Annotated in this window: 18 protein-coding genes (1 of these 18 running past the window's edge); 11 read left to right on the top strand and 7 right to left on the bottom strand. The window is 38.9% G+C overall.

Translation table 11 applies throughout. The features are described from left to right. The 3 genes from QME58_02225 to QME58_02215 all read left to right on the top strand — a co-directional run. Positions 1–58: the end of a S8 family serine peptidase gene (locus QME58_02225; GenBank protein ID MDI6802648.1), read on the top strand. Its footprint begins 2,423 nt before the window's first position; only the last 58 of its 2,481 coding nucleotides appear in the window; its start codon lies beyond the left edge, outside the window; the stop codon is at positions 56–58. Between the two features lie 65 nt (positions 59–123). After that, complete coding sequence (locus tag QME58_02220; protein ID MDI6802647.1) at positions 124–426, top strand: T9SS type A sorting domain-containing protein; 303 nt, start codon at positions 124–126, stop codon at positions 424–426. Between the two features lie 533 nt (positions 427–959). Further along, positions 960–1,529: a Uma2 family endonuclease gene (locus QME58_02215; protein MDI6802646.1), complete on the top strand. Its 570-nt coding sequence runs from the start codon at positions 960–962 to the stop codon at positions 1,527–1,529. Between the two features lie 59 nt (positions 1,530–1,588). On the opposite strand, the gene QME58_02210 is transcribed toward QME58_02215, so the two are convergent. After that, positions 1,589–2,401 (bottom strand): RNA methyltransferase, encoded by an 813-nt coding sequence (locus QME58_02210; protein ID MDI6802645.1) that lies wholly within the window; start codon positions 2,399–2,401, stop codon positions 1,589–1,591. 8 nt (positions 2,402–2,409) lie between these two features. Then, positions 2,410–4,428: a cation:proton antiporter gene (locus QME58_02205; GenBank protein ID MDI6802644.1), complete on the bottom strand. Its 2,019-nt coding sequence runs from the start codon at positions 4,426–4,428 to the stop codon at positions 2,410–2,412. Between the two features lie 173 nt (positions 4,429–4,601). On the opposite strand from QME58_02205, the gene QME58_02200 reads away from it, so the two are divergent. From QME58_02200 to QME58_02165, 8 genes are all read left to right on the top strand, one after another. Then, on the top strand, positions 4,602–5,555 hold the full coding sequence (locus QME58_02200) for an ABC transporter ATP-binding protein (GenBank protein ID MDI6802643.1): 954 nt from the start codon (positions 4,602–4,604) through the stop codon (positions 5,553–5,555). Continuing rightward, positions 5,548–6,384, top strand: coding sequence for an ABC transporter permease subunit (locus QME58_02195; GenBank protein MDI6802642.1), 837 nt, complete (start codon positions 5,548–5,550; stop codon positions 6,382–6,384). The genes QME58_02200 and QME58_02195 overlap by 8 nt, the downstream gene beginning before the upstream one ends. A gap of 29 nt (positions 6,385–6,413) precedes the next feature. Continuing rightward, complete coding sequence (locus QME58_02190) at positions 6,414–7,226, top strand: hypothetical protein (GenBank protein MDI6802641.1); 813 nt, start codon at positions 6,414–6,416, stop codon at positions 7,224–7,226. A 215-nt stretch (positions 7,227–7,441) separates the two neighbouring features. After that, positions 7,442–7,984 carry a hypothetical protein gene (locus tag QME58_02185; protein MDI6802640.1) on the top strand — a complete coding sequence of 181 codons (543 nt, stop codon included), beginning with the start codon at positions 7,442–7,444 and terminating at the stop codon, positions 7,982–7,984. 79 nt (positions 7,985–8,063) lie between these two features. After that, entirely contained in the window at positions 8,064–8,261 is a 198-nt protein-coding gene (locus QME58_02180; protein MDI6802639.1) for a hypothetical protein, read from the top strand. Further along, positions 8,261–8,521, top strand: a complete 261-nt coding sequence (locus QME58_02175) for a type II toxin-antitoxin system RelE/ParE family toxin (GenBank protein ID MDI6802638.1) — start codon at positions 8,261–8,263, stop codon at positions 8,519–8,521. Before QME58_02180 ends, QME58_02175 begins: the two co-directional genes overlap by 1 nt. After that, on the top strand, positions 8,518–9,375 hold the full coding sequence (locus QME58_02170) for a deoxyribonuclease IV (protein ID MDI6802637.1): 858 nt from the start codon (positions 8,518–8,520) through the stop codon (positions 9,373–9,375). The genes QME58_02175 and QME58_02170 overlap by 4 nt, the downstream gene beginning before the upstream one ends. 9 nt (positions 9,376–9,384) lie before the next feature. Then, a complete protein-coding gene (locus QME58_02165) occupies positions 9,385–10,152 on the top strand; it encodes a metallophosphoesterase family protein (protein ID MDI6802636.1) in 768 nt (255 codons plus the stop codon). A 3-nt stretch (positions 10,153–10,155) separates the two neighbouring features. Here QME58_02165 and QME58_02160 read toward each other — a convergent pair whose 3' ends face one another. The 5 genes from QME58_02160 to QME58_02140 all read right to left on the bottom strand — a co-directional run bounded on the left by QME58_02160 (position 10,156) and on the right by QME58_02140 (position 17,666). Beyond that, positions 10,156–10,854: a hypothetical protein gene (locus tag QME58_02160; protein ID MDI6802635.1), complete on the bottom strand. Its 699-nt coding sequence runs from the start codon at positions 10,852–10,854 to the stop codon at positions 10,156–10,158. 15 nt (positions 10,855–10,869) lie between these two features. Beyond that, on the bottom strand, positions 10,870–12,894 hold the full coding sequence (locus QME58_02155; GenBank protein ID MDI6802634.1) for a hypothetical protein: 2,025 nt from the start codon (positions 12,892–12,894) through the stop codon (positions 10,870–10,872). A gap of 6 nt (positions 12,895–12,900) precedes the next feature. After that, positions 12,901–13,791: a hypothetical protein gene (locus tag QME58_02150; GenBank protein ID MDI6802633.1), complete on the bottom strand. Its 891-nt coding sequence runs from the start codon at positions 13,789–13,791 to the stop codon at positions 12,901–12,903. A gap of 63 nt (positions 13,792–13,854) precedes the next feature. Next, positions 13,855–14,826 carry a hypothetical protein gene (locus QME58_02145; protein MDI6802632.1) on the bottom strand — a complete coding sequence of 324 codons (972 nt, stop codon included), beginning with the start codon at positions 14,824–14,826 and terminating at the stop codon, positions 13,855–13,857. Positions 14,827–15,026: 200 nt separating this feature from the next. Further along, the gene (locus tag QME58_02140; protein MDI6802631.1) at positions 15,027–17,666 is read right to left on the bottom strand and encodes a sigma 54-interacting transcriptional regulator; all 2,640 of its coding nucleotides are present in this window, start codon (positions 17,664–17,666) and stop codon (positions 15,027–15,029) included. Positions 17,667–17,668: the final 2 nt, after the last annotated feature.

Raw genomic sequence — 17,668 nt, 5'->3', positions numbered from 1 at the left:
CAACCCGCCAAAGGCGAACCAGCAACTTACACTTGGACTTACAAGAATGCTGTTATAGATAATACTGAATTCTATTTACTTCAGCAGGATCTTAATGGTCTTACAACTCGTTTCGGTCCTATTATGCTTAACCCAAACAGTGTTGGCGGCGAAGCAATACCGGCAGTGTTTTCGTTAAACCAAAACTATCCAAACCCGTTTAACCCATCAACAGTTATAAAATATCAATTGGCAGCAGATAATTATACAACATTGAAGGTTTATAATATAATAGGAAAAGAAGTAGCCACATTGGTAAACGGTAATCAAACAGCCGGATATCATCAGGTAACATTTGATGCAGCACAATTGTCGAATGGAATATATTTCTACAAACTCCAAAGCGGAAATAATGTAGAAGTTAAGAAGCTAACGTTGGTGAAGTAGTCGGTACGACAGACTTTTAGTCTGTCGATTGTACTAGCTGCGCTTGCCGACACGCTGAAGCGTATCGTACCGATGGAATTTGTTTTTAACTTAAGATGTTTGGAACTCAATCCTCAATCCCCTTTCCTAAAAGGAGAGGGGATGGTGAGAGGTTTAAATATTTTTCGGTTCTCTCGATACGTAATTTTAAAGTCACTCAACTCGAGAACCTTCAAACTTTGCTGGTGCTCGAGTAGATTGAGCGCAGCGAAATCATATCGAGAGCAAGAAGGTAACTTGTAAATAACTTTAAGAATCCCGCTGAAGCCTGTAACTCAACCCCTTATCAATGTTTAAGCGATGGTTCCCCTTCTCCCCGCTTGCGGGGAGAAGGAGAGCTTTGTTCGAACTGAGTTAGGGGATGAGTTTGGTGTAGGTCGACGAGTTTCGTCGATTTACTAAAACATCAGGCTCATTTAGCTGTATAACGACTCGCTGAATCGTCTCTTTTTTTTTGCTTGCATTAGCTCAAATAACTATTTATATTATTAGAAATGAAAACGATTATTGATGAATTAAAACATACCTATGAAGATATTTTAACCCTCGGCGAATCACACCAAAGGATTGAACTATTCGATGGAGAATGTATTATGACCGCAATGCCTTCAACACAGCATCAACGGATAGCTACGAGACTTGGAATTTTTTTAGGATTATACATCGAGAAACAGAATATCGGTGTTCTTTTTTCGAGTCCGGTAGATGTCTATCTTTCAAAGACGACCGTTTTTCAGCCCGATGTTTCCTTTCTGTCTTTCGAGCGATCATATATTGATGACGGCAAGAAGCTCAACGGTGCGCCCGACCTTGCAATTGAAATTCTTTCAGAGTCAACGGAGGATCGAGACCGCACATTTAAATTTCGCGAATATGCAATTGGCGGTGCTAAAGAATACTGGATGGTTGCGCCCGAAAAAAAAGAAATAGAAGTTTATCAAAATTCGGATCGGGGATTTAAGCTTATAAAGATATTTAAGGCGACTGATATTTTGAACTCTCCCCTTCTGAACGAAATCAACATTAACGTAGCGGCTGTTTTTGATACGACCATACGGAAATAATTCATTGAATCATTGGTCGAAGAATCTCTTTGTAGACCGACCTACTATTCGGGAGCTTATCATCTAATCCTGCTTACTTCCCACAAAAACACTGCACTCGCACTTGCAACATTCAGAGAGTCAACATTTTCAGAAACCGGAATTGTAATTTTCTCGGAACAAACTTCGAGAACCGATTCCCGGATACCGCTCCCCTCACTACCTAAAACTATACAGATATTTTTTTTCAGGTCGGCATCTTGAATCGAAATATCATTCGCATGTGCATCGGCAGCTAAACAGCGGGTGTTGAATTTTCCTTCCAACAATAACAGTGTCTCGCGTAAATTTTTCGTGTGAACGATTGGCAAATCAAACACAGTCCCCATCGACTGCCTGATTGCGCGTCTTAAGTAAGGGCTGCTTGAAGTTTCGCCGACAATCAAAGCATCAACGCCGAAAGCATCACAGTTTCTTACAATAACGCCCAAGTTATCAGCGTTCGTAAGTCCATCTAATGCAACAAACAAATACGGCTGTAAAGATTGTTTTGCTACATCTTCGATTAATAGCGGCTCAGGAATTTTCGCAACTGCCATAATCCCTTGGTGTAAATCAAATCCGACTATTTGTTCTAAAAGATCTTTCTCGCCAAGATAAATTTTAAAATCCTTTTTTTCTCTCTCATCAATTAAATGTCGGATTTCATCAAACCGGTTTTGTGTTATTAATATAGATACGATTGCAAGATTTGTAGTCAACAATTTATTAACAACTGTATCGCTTTCGGCAACAAAAATTCCTTGCTTGACGTGCTCAACCGCGCGCCGCATCGTTCGATATGGCTGAAGTTCAGCTAACTCAAGTGAATCGATATGTATTACGTTTTGCATATTACGGTTTATCCTTCTTCCATCCTCGGTGGACTTAATAAATCAAACGCTTTATCAATCTCGGCGTGCGTGCCTAATAAAACCATAACATCTCCCGATTCAATTATGAAATCAGGAGGCGGATTTGTAGTTGGCTTATTATCCCGGACAACTGCGATTACGGAACATCCCGAAAGTAATCTTAAATTTAAGTCGGCTAATGTTTTTCCGCGAGCGGGCGACTCGTTTAAAACAAGAAACGTATCTGTAGTTCCGGCAACAAGGATTGCGGTTATTTGATCCATAGTCGCATCGGGAAGTTTGAGTCCACGGAACATTCCGTAACCTTCACGCCTAATCAAATCGACTTGCGCCGCAATTATGTTGCGAGGTAAATGATATTGCCGCAGAACTCTCGTAAATATCTCAATCGAAGTCTCAAATTCTTCGGGAATTACTTCGCTCGAGCCTAATTTGTATAAATCTTCAATCTCAGCAACCGTCCTCGTTCTAGAAATAATGTGTAAATCCGGGTTTAAGTTTCGGGCAATTTTCAAAATCCGCCGCATCGCATCCGAATCGGAAATAGCAATCACTAAAACACGCGCTGCTTCAATTCCTAAATGCAGCAGCATTTCTCTTCGTGTCGCATCGCCATACAGAACATTCTCTCCTAACTTTCGCGCTGCTTTAACAGTCTCGCCGCTTAAATCGACAATCAAATATTTAATTCCAGTTTCTTTTAAAACCGATGCGACGTTTTTTCCGTTCAATCCGTATCCTACGATTATCACGTGATTTTTAAAATCAGAAAGAGTGTATTTATCAACAACTTCATCGGCAACAATTCGATGGAAGAATTTAAAGGTTAGTTTTTGAGGTAATATTTTTTGAAAGAAATGCGCCGTTGGAGTGGAAAATTGGATGAATAGCGGGGTTAGCATCATTGTTATTATCGAAGCGCCTAAAAACATTTGATATATTTCGTTACTCATCAGTCCCGATGATATCCCGGCGAGCGCGAGTATGAATGAAAACTCACCGATTTGAGAAAGTGAAAGCCCGACTATGATAGCCGTGCGTGCAGGGAAGGAAAGAAACAAAACCACGATAGCGGCAATAAAAAATTTTATCACAATAATTGCTGACGACACAATTATTAAGAGAAGAGATTTTTCAAAAAGTAAATTAATATTCACCAACATCCCGATTGAGATGAAGAAAAGACTACTTAGTGCATCCCGGAACGGCAGAGCAGCGCCTACGATTTCGTGCGAGTATTCGGATTCGGATAAAATTAAGCCGGCAATGAACGCTCCTAAAGCGAGCGATAGTCCAACATATGAAGTAACGAGTGCCGTTCCCAAACTCAAAAACACAACACCGATTACAAACAGTTCTCGGCTTTTAGCAAGGACTAAAAACTCTACCAACTTGGGCATCAGATAGATAGCAGCTACAATTATAGCACCTATACCAACGAGTGAAATTACAAATTTCAGTATAACATCGAGTGCTGTAGTTCCGCTCGCAGCAGCAAGAACTGGAACCAACAACATCATCGGAACGATGCATAAATCTTGAAAAAGCAAAATGCCTAACGATATCTTACCGTGCGGTGTATCGGTTTCTGCTTTGTCGGTAAGCAGTTTCATTACGATCGCGGTGCTGCTGAGTGAGATTAAAAAGCCCACGAAGAGCGATTGCCGAAACTCCAAACCTATCACCATTTGTAAGAATGTTACCACGAAAATAGTAATGAGAACCTGCAAACCGCCGCCTATCAAAACAATTTTCTTAATCCGCTTTAAGCGTGTGAGAGAAAACTCGAGACCGATTGTAAAAAGTAAAAGCACAACACCTACTTCAGCAAGAACATTAACGGCTTCGATATTCCGGACTAATTTAATTCCATATGGACCGATGATTAATCCGCTGATTAAGAAACCTACAAGCGGCGGAATGTTAATTTTTCTGAAAATAGAAATTACGACTATTATTACTGCGAGCAGCAGCACAAGTTCGCTGAGTATGTCGAGTTCGTGCATCAACCTTCCTTTTATTTATCTATTGAAAGTTATGGAAATTGAGTTTGAGAAGCAAGGGAAATAATTTCGGATTTCGGATTGTTGATTTATGATTTGGGATTTGGACCTTCTGAATAATATGCATCTCTCTCAATTTCTCATTATATTCGGAGCGACAGAATCATGAAAAAAAAATGTCTGAAATAATATTACAAACACGTAACCTTTCAAAGCGTTTCAAAAAAAGATATGCTGTAAGTGATTTAAACATAGAGGTTTATAGAGGCGACGTCTACGGATTTTTAGGTCCTAACGGTGCCGGTAAAAGCACCACGATTAGAATGATGCTCTCTCTGATTCATCCAACCAAAGGAAGTATTACAATGTTTAGTAAAAGATTGGATCAACACAGAGGCGAAGCTCTTAAACGCATCGGCGGATTAGTTGAGAAGCCGGATTTCTACGGACATCTTTCGGCATTTGATAATTTAAAATTTATCGGCTCGCTTTACGGCGGAGTAACTAAAAAACGAATTGAAGAAGTTCTCGAAATAGTTAAACTCTCCGACCGGATTAACGACAAGGTTAAAACTTATTCGCACGGTATGAAACAGCGTTTGGGAATTGCGCAAGCATTACTCGCCAACCCCGAACTTATAATTTTAGATGAGCCAACATCCGGTCTCGACCCGCAAGGAATGCGGGAAGTTCGTGAACTGATAAAAAAATTATCGAATAATAAGAACATAACCATCTTCCTTTCTTCTCATTTACTCACCGAAGTTGAACAAGTTGCCAATAGGATGGCAATCATTAACAACGGAAAACTTGTAGTGCAAGGATACGTTCAGGAATTGCTCAACAGCAGCGAGCAATATGTTCAATTTCAGGTTGAACCGATCGAAGCTGCCGAACATATTATCAAGTCATTCGCTTTTGTAAAAAAATATGAACGACATAACACTAGCTTGGTGATTTATACCTCGGTAGATCGTATTCCGGAAATAAACGCAGAATTTGTAAAACACAATTTGCGGGTTACCTCTATAATTCCTCGCCGTTCGTTAGAAGATTACTTTATCGAGATGACCGAACGGGCGTATCCGACTTTTCAAGCATCAAAGACCAAAGGAGTCGACAATGTTTAATATCGTCCTCCTCGAGGCATACAAAATATTTACTAAGTGGCGGACGTACATTGGCTTTCTGACTATCGGCATAATTGTCCCGCTCATAGTTGTCGGATTAGAATTGAGCGGTATTAATCCTGCACAAGGTGCGATGTTTAGTTTTCAGGAAGAATTCATAACGACAGGAAATTTATTCAACGGCTGGTTCCTCAGTCACTTAATAATGCATAGTTTGTTTGTTCATATCCCGTTTTTAATTACACTCGTTGCGGGCGATTCGTTAGCGGGCGAAGCAACTTCAGGCACATATAGAATTTTATTGACTCGTCCTGTTTCGAGAACCAAAGTTATAATAATAAAATACATCACCACTATATTTTACACAACGACACTTGTCGTTTTTTTAGCAGCTTTGAGTGTCGGACTTGGGCATTTGTTTTTCGGTGGAGGCGATCTGATAATTTTCAGAGACGGGATTTTACTTTTACCGTTTGATGAGGTTTGGTGGCGATTTTTACTCGCATATTTTTGTGCTCTCATCGCTATGTGGACCGTAGCGTCCCTGGCATTTCTCTCCTCCTCTTTTGTAGAAAATGCTATCGGTCCGATAGTAGGCACGATGGCAGTGCTGATAATATTTTTTATACTCGGTGAATTACCAATCGAGTTCTTTAAAACATTGAAGCCGTATCTTTTTACAACATACGCTACTGTCTGGATGAAAGCGTTCGAAGAACCAGTTAACTTCAATGAAATATTCAACTCTGTTAGTTATTTATGTATCTATTGTGGCGGGTTCTTTCTCACGACACTGTATCTTTTTCGCAGGAAGGATATTTTGTCGTGAAGCAGCTTTCATTACAATATTTTAAACCGTTGAAACAGTTTCTAGATAATGTGAGAGTATGCCAAACAGACGACTTAAGTCGGGTGTTAATTGATCTCGATTTGATCAAGCGTAACCGTTTAAACGGCTTAATTCAGAGAGCGATATTGTTCGCAGTGTTACTCACCTGCTTTTGCCCTCCCATTTCATTTTCTCAAATTAATGCCTCTGAAATATTAAGTAGAGTTGAAAAAAGGTTCCAAGAAATTAACGATTACACTGCTGAAGCTATGGTTTCAATTGAGATGGAACGCCTTCGGATACCGAGAAGGAAGATGAAAATATTTTTCAAGCAACCTGACAAGTTTCATTTAGAGTCGGAAGGTTTTGCGATAATACCGCGGGCAGGGCTGGGGTTCATTCCATCGCAACTCCAACACGATAAGTATGAACCTAAAATAATTAAGCTCGATACATTTGGGGTCTATCCTTCATACAAACTACAATTGAGTGTAAAAGATTTATCCACGAGTGCCCCACTGCCGGTTCAAAACTTTTATATGTGGGTTGACAAAGATAATTTTGTAATAAGAAAAATCGAGACGGCAACAGCACAAGGAAGAGACATTACTGTCTCTTTCGATTATGGAATGGTTGATAAAAGGTATTTGATGCCATCGAACATTGTTGTAAGTTTGCAAAACTTATTTGACGATAAGAATGATATACAGGATGTACCGGGAAGAGAATCTCGCCTCCGACGACTTCCCCGTGAAGGAACGGTAACAATCACTTTTACAAAATACTCAGTGAATCAAAACCTTCAGGATTCGTTGTTTGAGAAAGGCAAAATAGCTGAATAAATTAGATTTGCATTATCTGTATTTTACCTGTAATTTATGCCAGTTTCTAAAGATGTTTTGAAAATAGATGCTACCAGTTTTCTATAAACATATGAACCCAACCGATTCTCTATTAAATTTGACTTTCTGAAATCGGCTTTGTATATTAATACCAACACACCCGCTCCGCTTCCCGTAAGAACAGCGCGCTTAGAGTGGGTTTTTCTTTTATATCCATGGGACGAATAGAATACACAAAACCGGCATTAACATTCGAGGAACAATTCCAACAGCCCGACAAATTTCATTTCGATTCCGAGGGCTTTGCTATAATACCTCGAGAAGGTTTCAACCCGATGCAATTCCAAAACGAAAAGTACAATGCATCATTTGTTTCATCGGATTCCGTGAATAAATTTCCTGCTTATAAATTAGAACTCACACTCAAGGAGGGACGAGGAAAAGGAAAACAATTTTATATTTGGGTGGATAATTTAAATTGGGTGGTAAGAAAGTTTGAGAGTAAACCATTCGAAGGACGGCAGACCTCGGTTACATTTGAATACGGAAAAATTCAGAACAAATACTTGCTTCCTTCCAACATTAGGGTTGAGCTTACGAGTTTAAAAGAGGAGGAAGACAACGTGCCGGATATTAAGGGAATGGAAAATATGCCGCGTCGTTTACCTCGCGCAGGGTCAATTACCATCACGTTCACAAAATATTTGGTAAACCAAAACTTACCTGACTCATTATTTGATAATAATGGAAGGCAATAAAATTAGTTTGAATTACAGATAAAGAGTTTGTATTTTATATTAAGTAACATAAAAATTTATTAATAGTAGGACTTGAAAAATGCATACTATAACCATCAAAAGTGATAAACCAAAAGTGCTCATTTCACTTGAAGAGTATGAAAATCTGAAAGAAACAGTCGAGCTTTTAAGTTATAACCCCAGGTTAGCGCAAGAGTTGAAGAAAGAAAGAGAAAAAATAGAGAAGGGTGAGTTCGTAATCTTTGAAGGTTTCAAGAAAAAATACAAAATCAAGTGATGTACGAGATTATTTTATCCAAAGGCACAGCAAAGTTTTTAGCAAATCTTTATTCCCGCGATAAAAAATTGCTGGGTCGGTTTTATGAATCGTTTGAAAAAATCTCGAAAGATCCATACTGTGCAAATCCGTTAGTTGGCAACCTCAAGGGATATTATTCATATCGGGTCGGAGACTACAGAATTATTTTTGAAATCGAGAAAAAACGCCTCTTGGTTTTCATCGAAAAAATCGAACACAGAAAATCAGCTTATAAATGAGTTATCCCTTAATCGGCGCCCACATGTCCATTGCCGGTGGACTACACCTCGCATTCGAACGGGGTGCAAGTGTCGGCTGCACAACACTCCAGATTTTTACAAAGAACAACAACCAATGGAATGCAAAACCGTTAACCGATGAGGAAATTCTGTTATACAAATCTGCACAGAAAAAATTCAAGATCAAACCTGTTGCCGCACACACAGCATATCTGATAAATCTTTGTGCATCAAACAAAGACATTTTAGAAAAATCCCGCATCGCTTTTGCAGAAGAGCTTCGGCGCTGCGAATTGCTTGGAATTCCATATTTAATATTCCATCCAGGTGCGCACACAGGCGCCGGCGAAAGCGAAGGAATAAAAAAGATTATAGAATCGTTAAACATAGCTCACGATGGAACAAAAAATTATATAGTAAAAAGTGTGCTTGAAACGACTGCCGGACAAGGATCGTCTATCGGTTACAGATTCGAACAGTTGAAAGAAATAATTGACAGCGTTGATAATCCGGAGAGAATGGCAGTCTGTATAGATACCTCACACGTATTTGCCGCCGGCTACGATATCCGCAACGAGATTGTTTATAAAAAAACAATGAAAGAATTTAACAACACTGTAGGTTTAAAAAATTTAGAAATAATTCACTGCAACGACTCGAAAAAAGAACTCGGCTCACGGGTTGACCGCCACGAACACATCGGCAAAGGAACTGTCGGTAAGGAAGCATTCCGACTGATAATGCAGGACAAACGGCTCGCCAAAATCCCAAAAATACTTGAAACTCCAAAAGGGGGAGAGATGGAAGAGGATAGAATTAATTTGGCGGTATTGAGAAAGTTAGCAAAAGAATAATTGGCGGGAATGAACATTTTGCGTATCGCCATTATATCCGATATCCATTCAAATCTTGAAGCTTTACAAAAAGCTCTCGAAATAATTGAACAGAAAACTGTGGATAAAGTAATTTGCCTCGGCGACATAGTCGGTTATGGAGCTAATCCGAAACAATGTTTGGACCTAACGAGAAAAATTTCGCAACACATCATTATGGGCAATCACGACCAAGCGGCGGCGGATTTAAGTTATACACAAGATTTCACAAAGTATGCAAAAACAGCGGTCTTCTGGACTAACAAGATTTTATCGCAACCCGAAAAAGAGTTTCTACGATCGCTTCCGTTCACGATTGAAATTGAAAATATTAATTTTGTTCATTCATCTCTCTTTAAACCACAAGAATGGTTTTATATAACAAATCATTTGGAAGCAGGCATCAATTTCAGATATTTTGATACACCCCTCTGTTTCATCGGGCATTCACACGTTTCGGAAATATTTTGTGAAGACCGTGCGAGTAAAAAAGAATTAGTTAATCAGGTCATCACTGAGGAAATAAATTATTTTTCATGCAAATACAAATTGTTGAGAGAGAAAAAATATATAATCAATGTGGGAAGTGTGGGACAACCGAGAGATAGAGATTGGCGTTTGAGTTTTGGAATTTTCGATACTCATAACTGGACTTACGAAAATATCCGTGCTGAGTATGATGTGGAAACGACGGCAAAAAAAATCCGGAAAGCAATACTGCCCGAATTTCTTGCTAAAAGACTTTTTATCGGTAAATGATGTTTAATCAGCCAACTTTTTCTTCAATCGCTCGATATTTTGCTGGAGAGTTTGTTTTTGTTTAGCTGAAATATTTACTAACGGAATAGAAACATACTCGCTCAATGCTTCATCGTACAGTTCAGCTTTTTCCAAAGAGTTTGCAGCTAATAATTTATACTCGATACTTCCTTCAATCGTCGGATGGATCCTCAAAACATCGCGCACGCGCAAGGCACAGGTTCCATAAAAATTATTTTCGAAAAGTAACTTCGCGCCGTTCAACATTTTCAAAGCATTCTCAATTGTTGGCTTCATTGCGGCAGATGTTTCCGATTTTTTCTCTCCGTGAATTACAGTAGTTCGAGCCGGCATTAACTCGTCCCTCCTATCCTGCTGCGGAACGGCAATAATCCTGTCCATTGCTAATTTCAATAATAATTCTTCCCTCGAAAGATACCGCAAATCAGAAATCTCAACTATCGTTTTTTCGGGAAGAGTAATCTTTTTTTGCCTATTTAATGAAATCGATGCTGTCGATTTGCCGCCGATAAAAATAGCATCTTCTAAATTTAATATTTCGCCCGCTTTAATTTGCTGCCACTGTTCGTTAACACCGCGACGAACTTTTACATCCCCCTTTACAGATAACAATTTAATTTCGGCAAAAATATTTATTGTCAACCCGAGTATTAATGTTAGTACTAAATTGAATTTTACCATGTCTAAATCTCCTTATCAAAAACTTGATGGCAGATCGACAACACGAACCCAGCCTTTGCCGATGCCGTTGTTAATAATTACATCTTGAAAATAGTTTGAAGCTCCTGTATTCCATGCTTCGGAAAAACCTTTTGAAAGAATTGTTGTTTCAACCGGCAGCCAAACAGTTTCTATTCCTTTTTCGTTTTTCCTGATGATGTAGCGTTTCGTATTATCGCTAATCAGGTTAGCTTTCGATACTTCTATCTCTGTATCGAGCATCAAATAGATGTGCGAATTTTTCGGATCATCGGCCGGAATTACATCAACGAGCGCGGACGAAATACCGATACTGCCAAGCAGCGCCGCATAGCAAACAGTTAAATCGTCGCAGTCGCCGCCACGCAAACTAATTGTTTCAGCAGGATACTGAACAAAATCGGCGCTCTGTTTCGGATCGCTGATATATTGCACGTGCCTCGCCAGTTCATCAAACAAAATCGCTGCGTGTTTGAATTTCAATAACAACCCATTATCATTCTCTGATTTCTTTTTATCCAAAACTTTTCTGCTAAACTTTATTATGTCAGGGTCGTTGGGGGTAATAAAGTATCGCAACAACATCACATCGCCGTTCCAATCATTCTTACCTCGAATTAAAACTCGTGTTTGATAACGGTCGTCGTAATCGCCAGCCGGTTCTGCGTGAACATAAACAGTTCCGTCGTAAATCGAAAACTTTTTTACTGCGTTTATTGCACTGTTAAAAACGGCAAGGAACGGAACCTCGATTGTCTCGTTAGAATTTATACGAAACGGTTTTGTTTCGGTCGGAGCATTCATAAAATCATCCACAAAAAAACTCACTTTTGCTTCGATCGGTTTTGACGATACATTCCGAACTCTCGCTATCCCAAGCGGACGGAATGCGTATGTTTGATAAGATGCAGGGAAAACCTCGCTTAACATTTCAACAAACTCAATTCTAGCGAGAACGTCCTTTGTCCTGCCTAAATTTATGCTTACCGACAACGAGAGGCGATCGGTAGTAAATGGCGTGTAATCTATATCTGCGTAACCCGATTTATTTAAAATATCAATGCTTGAAACACCACGCCGGTTTGTTTGATCGAAAAACCTTAAGTAGCTAAAACTTAGCTGAACGGGGTGATAGCTTATACTGAATCCGATGGATGCAGCTTCTGGAGAAAATTTGGGGAAGTCAGTTGTATAAACTCCGCTTCGAACCTGCAGAAAATCGAAAGCCGATAATTCGGCACCAAACCGCAGTTTGTTTTTTGTGTCGAATTCAAAACTTGTAATAAATTTTTCTGATAATGAATATGCCAGACCGAAGCAAACCGATTTAGCTAAATTTAATTGGTAGTTCCGCAGCGCTTCTGTAAATTCCACCTCACTTATTTTGAAAAGATTTTTAAACACCAAACCAAAATACCATTTGTTATTAATTTTGTATTGAGTTCCGAAATCAATAGCCCACGAGCTTGCCGAGTAATCGGATACTAGCGATTGAATGACGTTGTTCGTATCTATAAAATACTTGGTATCGGAAACTTTGCTATCAAACAACCTCGCTGAAAAACCGAATGATAATTCGTCAACGATGTTGTAAGCATATCCTACCGAATAATTTTGGGAGAAAGAAATTCTTTTATCGAATTTTGTAACGATGATATTTCCGGCTGTATCGTAAACGCTGAAAGCGGCGGGCACAATAAACTCCAAATTTGAACCGGGTGAATAACGAATTGCAGCAGCGTGTTTTTCAAAAAACTTTTTCCCGATTCCGAAACTTTGAAAAGTAAAACCGGATTTTGCAATCGATGTACTTTTAAAATTAGAAAAATTTAATTCCCACTCGCGTATGTTCGTTAATCCGCCCGGATTCCAATCGATGGAGCTAACGTCGGCGGATAATGCTGTGAATGCGGCAACACCGACACCTCGTGAAGAACTCATGTATTGTGTAAACATCGTATTGGGACACAAAATAATAATGATGGTAAAGAAAATTATTTCATTATAAAGTTTTAATCGCATTCTGATTTACGGACGGACACTTAAAAGGATGCTATGAACGGAAGAGGAATGAACTAAAACGTCCTCGGGATAGCCTGATATGCGTACAGTTCGCGAGGATTCTGAAACGAACGAAAATACGAACCGGGAGAACTTTTTAATTGGTATCAGTTCAAGAATTTTTGGAGGTATAGTTACTTCCCCTTTTGTATTCTTGATTTGCAGGTGCATAACCGGAACTAATCTTCTGACTAACAAATTGCCATCCTCACCGCTTAAAAAAATATTAATTATCGGATTTGTACAATCCCATTTAATATTCAGCGGTTCCGATACGTCTATGAATCGAGGGGTTAAATTCAAAACTCTGATTGTCGGCGGTGATGAGAATGAAATATCGAAAGAACCAATCGAACCGATGCCCGTTGCTGTCCACTTGTTTACTGTGTTGAGTTCGTAGTTTTTTCGGAACTGATATCCGAAACCTATTAAAGTATCGCCTTGCATCGGAATCATTAGCCGGCGTGGGAATTTGTTTAACGCATCATCATTAATTTTTAACACACCAACATCGAACGATGGATATGCGATTACACGATTGTTATGCTTAATCGGGCTGTCTTTATCAAAAAATATTGCTTCAGCATTTACAAGGCTGTCTTTTCTCAACAGCCTGTCGAAACGGATACTTTGATAAATTAATTTTGCATAGTATCGTGAGTTCTGAGCACCGAAATTGCCACTCGTATCACCAATCGACACTGCGTAGAGTGTATCTGAAACAGAACCGGTCGACATAATATCGATTAATTTAGAATCGTCTTTATCGTCAATTAATTCGACAGGTCCCGGCTTCTGACAACCAAAAACGAAGGCGATAATTACTAGTACAAATATTTTATTATTCATTTTTTTCATTTAAAAATATCCCGTCTCCAACTTCGACAGCCGGAGACGGGTAAGGAGTTCAACGGATCGAATTTAAAATCGTTTTACGAGATACGGCATTCCCCAAAAAGCATTCATAAACGGGGCAACATCATCTTTTATAGAGTCGTGCGATATTACATCAACGATAGCGCAGTAATGTCCGAGTGCTAATCCTAACGGGAGACGAGCAACAATTTTCTTCTCATACACGCGAGTGTAATTTCCGTCGGAACCGGTTTCACTGACAAGCTCCATTCTGAATCGTGCACGATGGCGGCTCATTCCATTTTCGATGCCATGACGCAATAATGCAAATTCTTGTTTTGCGTTTGTGCTTGCTACAGTCAATCGAACTAAAATAGAATCACCGGGTCGCAAAGTAGCAACACCGCCACGTCCCGGAGCCAAGCGAGCCCAATAAGTTAAGGGGTCGGTGATTGTCGCAGTATCGACAGACGACATCACTTCTAATGTGCCGATGCTAAAATCTTTTACACTGGTTTTACCTTCGACTAAAGTAATTGCTACGGGTCTCCAATTTTTTCGAACATCACGATCGTTATTAACCCGGAGGAAACGAACTTTACGAATTATTTTACTGGTGAAAGGTTTAACTACTTTGATAGTATCAACTACATCACCGGAATCTTTAACTGCTTTGATAATAAATTTTCCTTCAATATCTTTAATGATTGTAACAACCGATATCGAGTCGTTTATCCGGTTCACGATTTGAGTTTTTATAACTTTTTCTACCTTGCGTCCCCATTTGAGAGGAGTTATTGGGTAGGTCGTTTTCATCATACCGAAATCGTCATAGCTCATATCTTTTTCTGCACCATCATCGATCGAAATATCTTCGGATGATGTAAAACCTGCTAACTCTTCAGCATCGAGTGATTGCTGTTTAAGATAATCGTCGTCAGTTGATTTGGGGTCGACTATCGTGCTTTTATCGCAGCCTATAATAAAAATTGCAGACAGTATTATTGCAAAAAAGAAAACTAAATTAACTTTATGCATACATTTTTCCTTTGTTATTGTTAATGTTATTTGATTTAAATGTTTTCATCTTGCAATCGAATAACCCAAAGTCTGTGCCAACATATTGAAATAGCGATTTTTGTAGAGTTTCTTCACTCTTCATTAAAAATTTAGGAGAAGAACCGAAAATTAAGTGCGGGAAATTGCAGTAGAAATGCGGGAATTGCAGTTTGTAGCAGCTATTGATGGATTTTGAATTCGCCTTTTGTATATCGTTCAATAATTTTTTCAAGATAGATATGATATTTTTGTTGAAGATTTTTAAACTTTGGTTTACTTCGGATTATGTTTTCTTCCACATCCTTGTTCTGTTCTACTAACTCCAGAGCATTTGTTAGATACTCGTTCAATTTATTGGCTACTTTTTTCCGAATTTCGAAGTCATCAGTTTCGGAGATAGCCGTAATTGTTTCATCCCAATTAAAATCTTTATCGACAAATTTTTGAAAACAAAATCCTCGAAAATATTCTGCAACAGTTCCCCTGTTAAATCCACCTAACTCTTTTGCCGTATCCGAAATTGAACTGCGTGAAAAATTTTTATCACGGAGCGATTCAATAATTCGATCGACAATATCGATATTTTGTTGTCTCAAATTTTCCATCTCCGGAGGCAAATCACTTAAACTGATTATCTCCTTGTTCTCCGATTTAGCAAGAATAACAGATCGCTTTATGGCGCTGTGCATTTCGCGAATATTACCGGGCCAATCATACACCATAAACACTTCAAGGATATTGGGACTTATTTTCATTCCTCGATATTCAAGGTTTACGTAGTATTCTGCAAGAATCGGGATATCCGATTTTCGTTGGCGCAGCGGGGGCAAAGTAACAACGAACACACTAAGCCGGTAATACAAATCCTGCCTGAATTTTTTAGATGAATTATCTGAAAGTAAATCCCGATTTGTGGCTGCAATAACACGCACATTCACTTTCTGCGTTTCCGTTCCGCCTACTCTTTCAAATTCACCTTCTTGCAATACACGAAGTAGTTTAACTTGAAACGCCTCGCTCGTTTCGGCAACTTCGTCTAAAAAAATTGTTCCGCCATCGGCTAATTCAAACCTACCCGGCTTTTCTTTAACGGCACCCGTAAATGCGCCCTTCTCGTGCCCGAATAATTCGCTCTCTAACAAAGTTTCGCTGAGCGCACCACAGTTGACCGCAATAAAAGGATTGTTCGACCTTTTACTTGTTTTATGAATTGCTTTTGCAATTAATTCTTTTCCGGTTCCGCTTTCGCCTAATATCAATACCGCTGCATCGTTGTCTGCGATCTTCTTCACGAATTCAATTATTGGCTGCATCGGTCCTTGCGGATGATAAATTATTCCTTCAAAGTTTTGCGGTTCAACTTTCACGGCTCTTTCATCAACGCTTATGTGCAGGTCGGATACTCTTTCTTTTAGAGTTTTGAGTTCGTTTTTATACTTATTAATTTTCTCCAACAGGACAGTAGTCTTATCTGTAGCATGACTTTGTTCTGCTTCTTGCAACTCGTTTTCGAGTCGCAGTAACCGTTCTTCCCGCTGGCGTAATTTTTTTGCAATCGCATCCTTTTCCGATTCTAGGTGATACATTGTTCGCTTTACAATTCGATGTTTGTAAACCAATAGACCGAAAGTTAAAAATAATGCAACAAATAAAAACCCGCTAATCGGCACATCAAGATTGAAAATTAAAAAACAGAGATACGACAACACAGTATATAATAAAATTATACCTCCCAAAATCAGCAAGCTTTTGAGTTCGTTCTTACGAAAAATTAAAACACTCGCGGCAGTTCCGACTAACAAAAGAAATAAATATTCAAAAAATTTGGGAAGTTTTGCGACAAAATTATTATGAAGTGCATTATGGATAATTGCGGCGTGAACTCCCAATGCAGGGAATTGCTTCGAGTACGGAGTTGACAAGAAACTGCTTCTCCCTTGTGCGATTACACCTACTAAAACGATTTTGTTTTTAATTTTATTAACATCGATATCTGTAATTCCACCACGCTTGCTTAAATTATAGGCTTGTAAAAATTCCACAACGGGTATTGCTTGCAGCGAACTTACACCACCCGGATAATTGATGTTCACAGCTGCATCATCGTTGAACGGAATTTCAACACTCCGAGCCGGCGTTTTAATAATTGCTTTCGAGTTATAAATTGCAACCTTATGTTTCTCGGCATCAAGAAACCGTCTTAAAATTTCGAACGAAAAAGCGGGCATCAAACCAGTCCCAGATAAGATGAACAGAGGTACTTTCGAATCGGCAGTTAAATTTTCATGACCGACCGAATATGTTGAAGTTAATAGTTTTTCAAAGGGTAAATTAATTTCTTCCCCCGATAAGAGTTGATTTTTTGGGTCCAAGCGATAACCAACACCCTCGGGCAAACGTGAAGTTAAATTAGGTCCCTCGTTACTTATCGATTTAAAATAGCCGGATAGAACAACATTATTATTTTTCTGAACTACGTTAGCAATTAAATCGTCGTATTCAGGACGCTCTTGATTGGTTTCTGTTAAAGCAATGCCGAACCCGATTACTTTTGATCCCAATTCGTTCAGAACGTTTATAAGGAGCGCGTAATAATTTCTTTTTAGGGGCCAACCGCCTAATGCAGTAATATCGTCGTTATCTAAATAAAGAATTACTATAGAAGTATCTATTTTTGATTCACCCCGTACCGAGAATTTAGAATTCAAAACATTTTCTTCTAAATCGCTGAATAGGGAGGGAAATAATAAAATAATCCCGATAAAAAATGATGTAGAAACAAAACCAATTAGTATTTGAATAAGTTTGTTCTTATCCATAT

This window comes from Bacteroidota bacterium (genome assembly GCA_030017895.1).
Lineage (GTDB): Bacteria > Bacteroidota > Ignavibacteria > UBA10030 > BY39 > JASEGV01.
The sequence above is the reverse complement of the archived record's forward strand: the minus strand, read 5'-3'. Positions and strand labels throughout refer to the sequence as shown.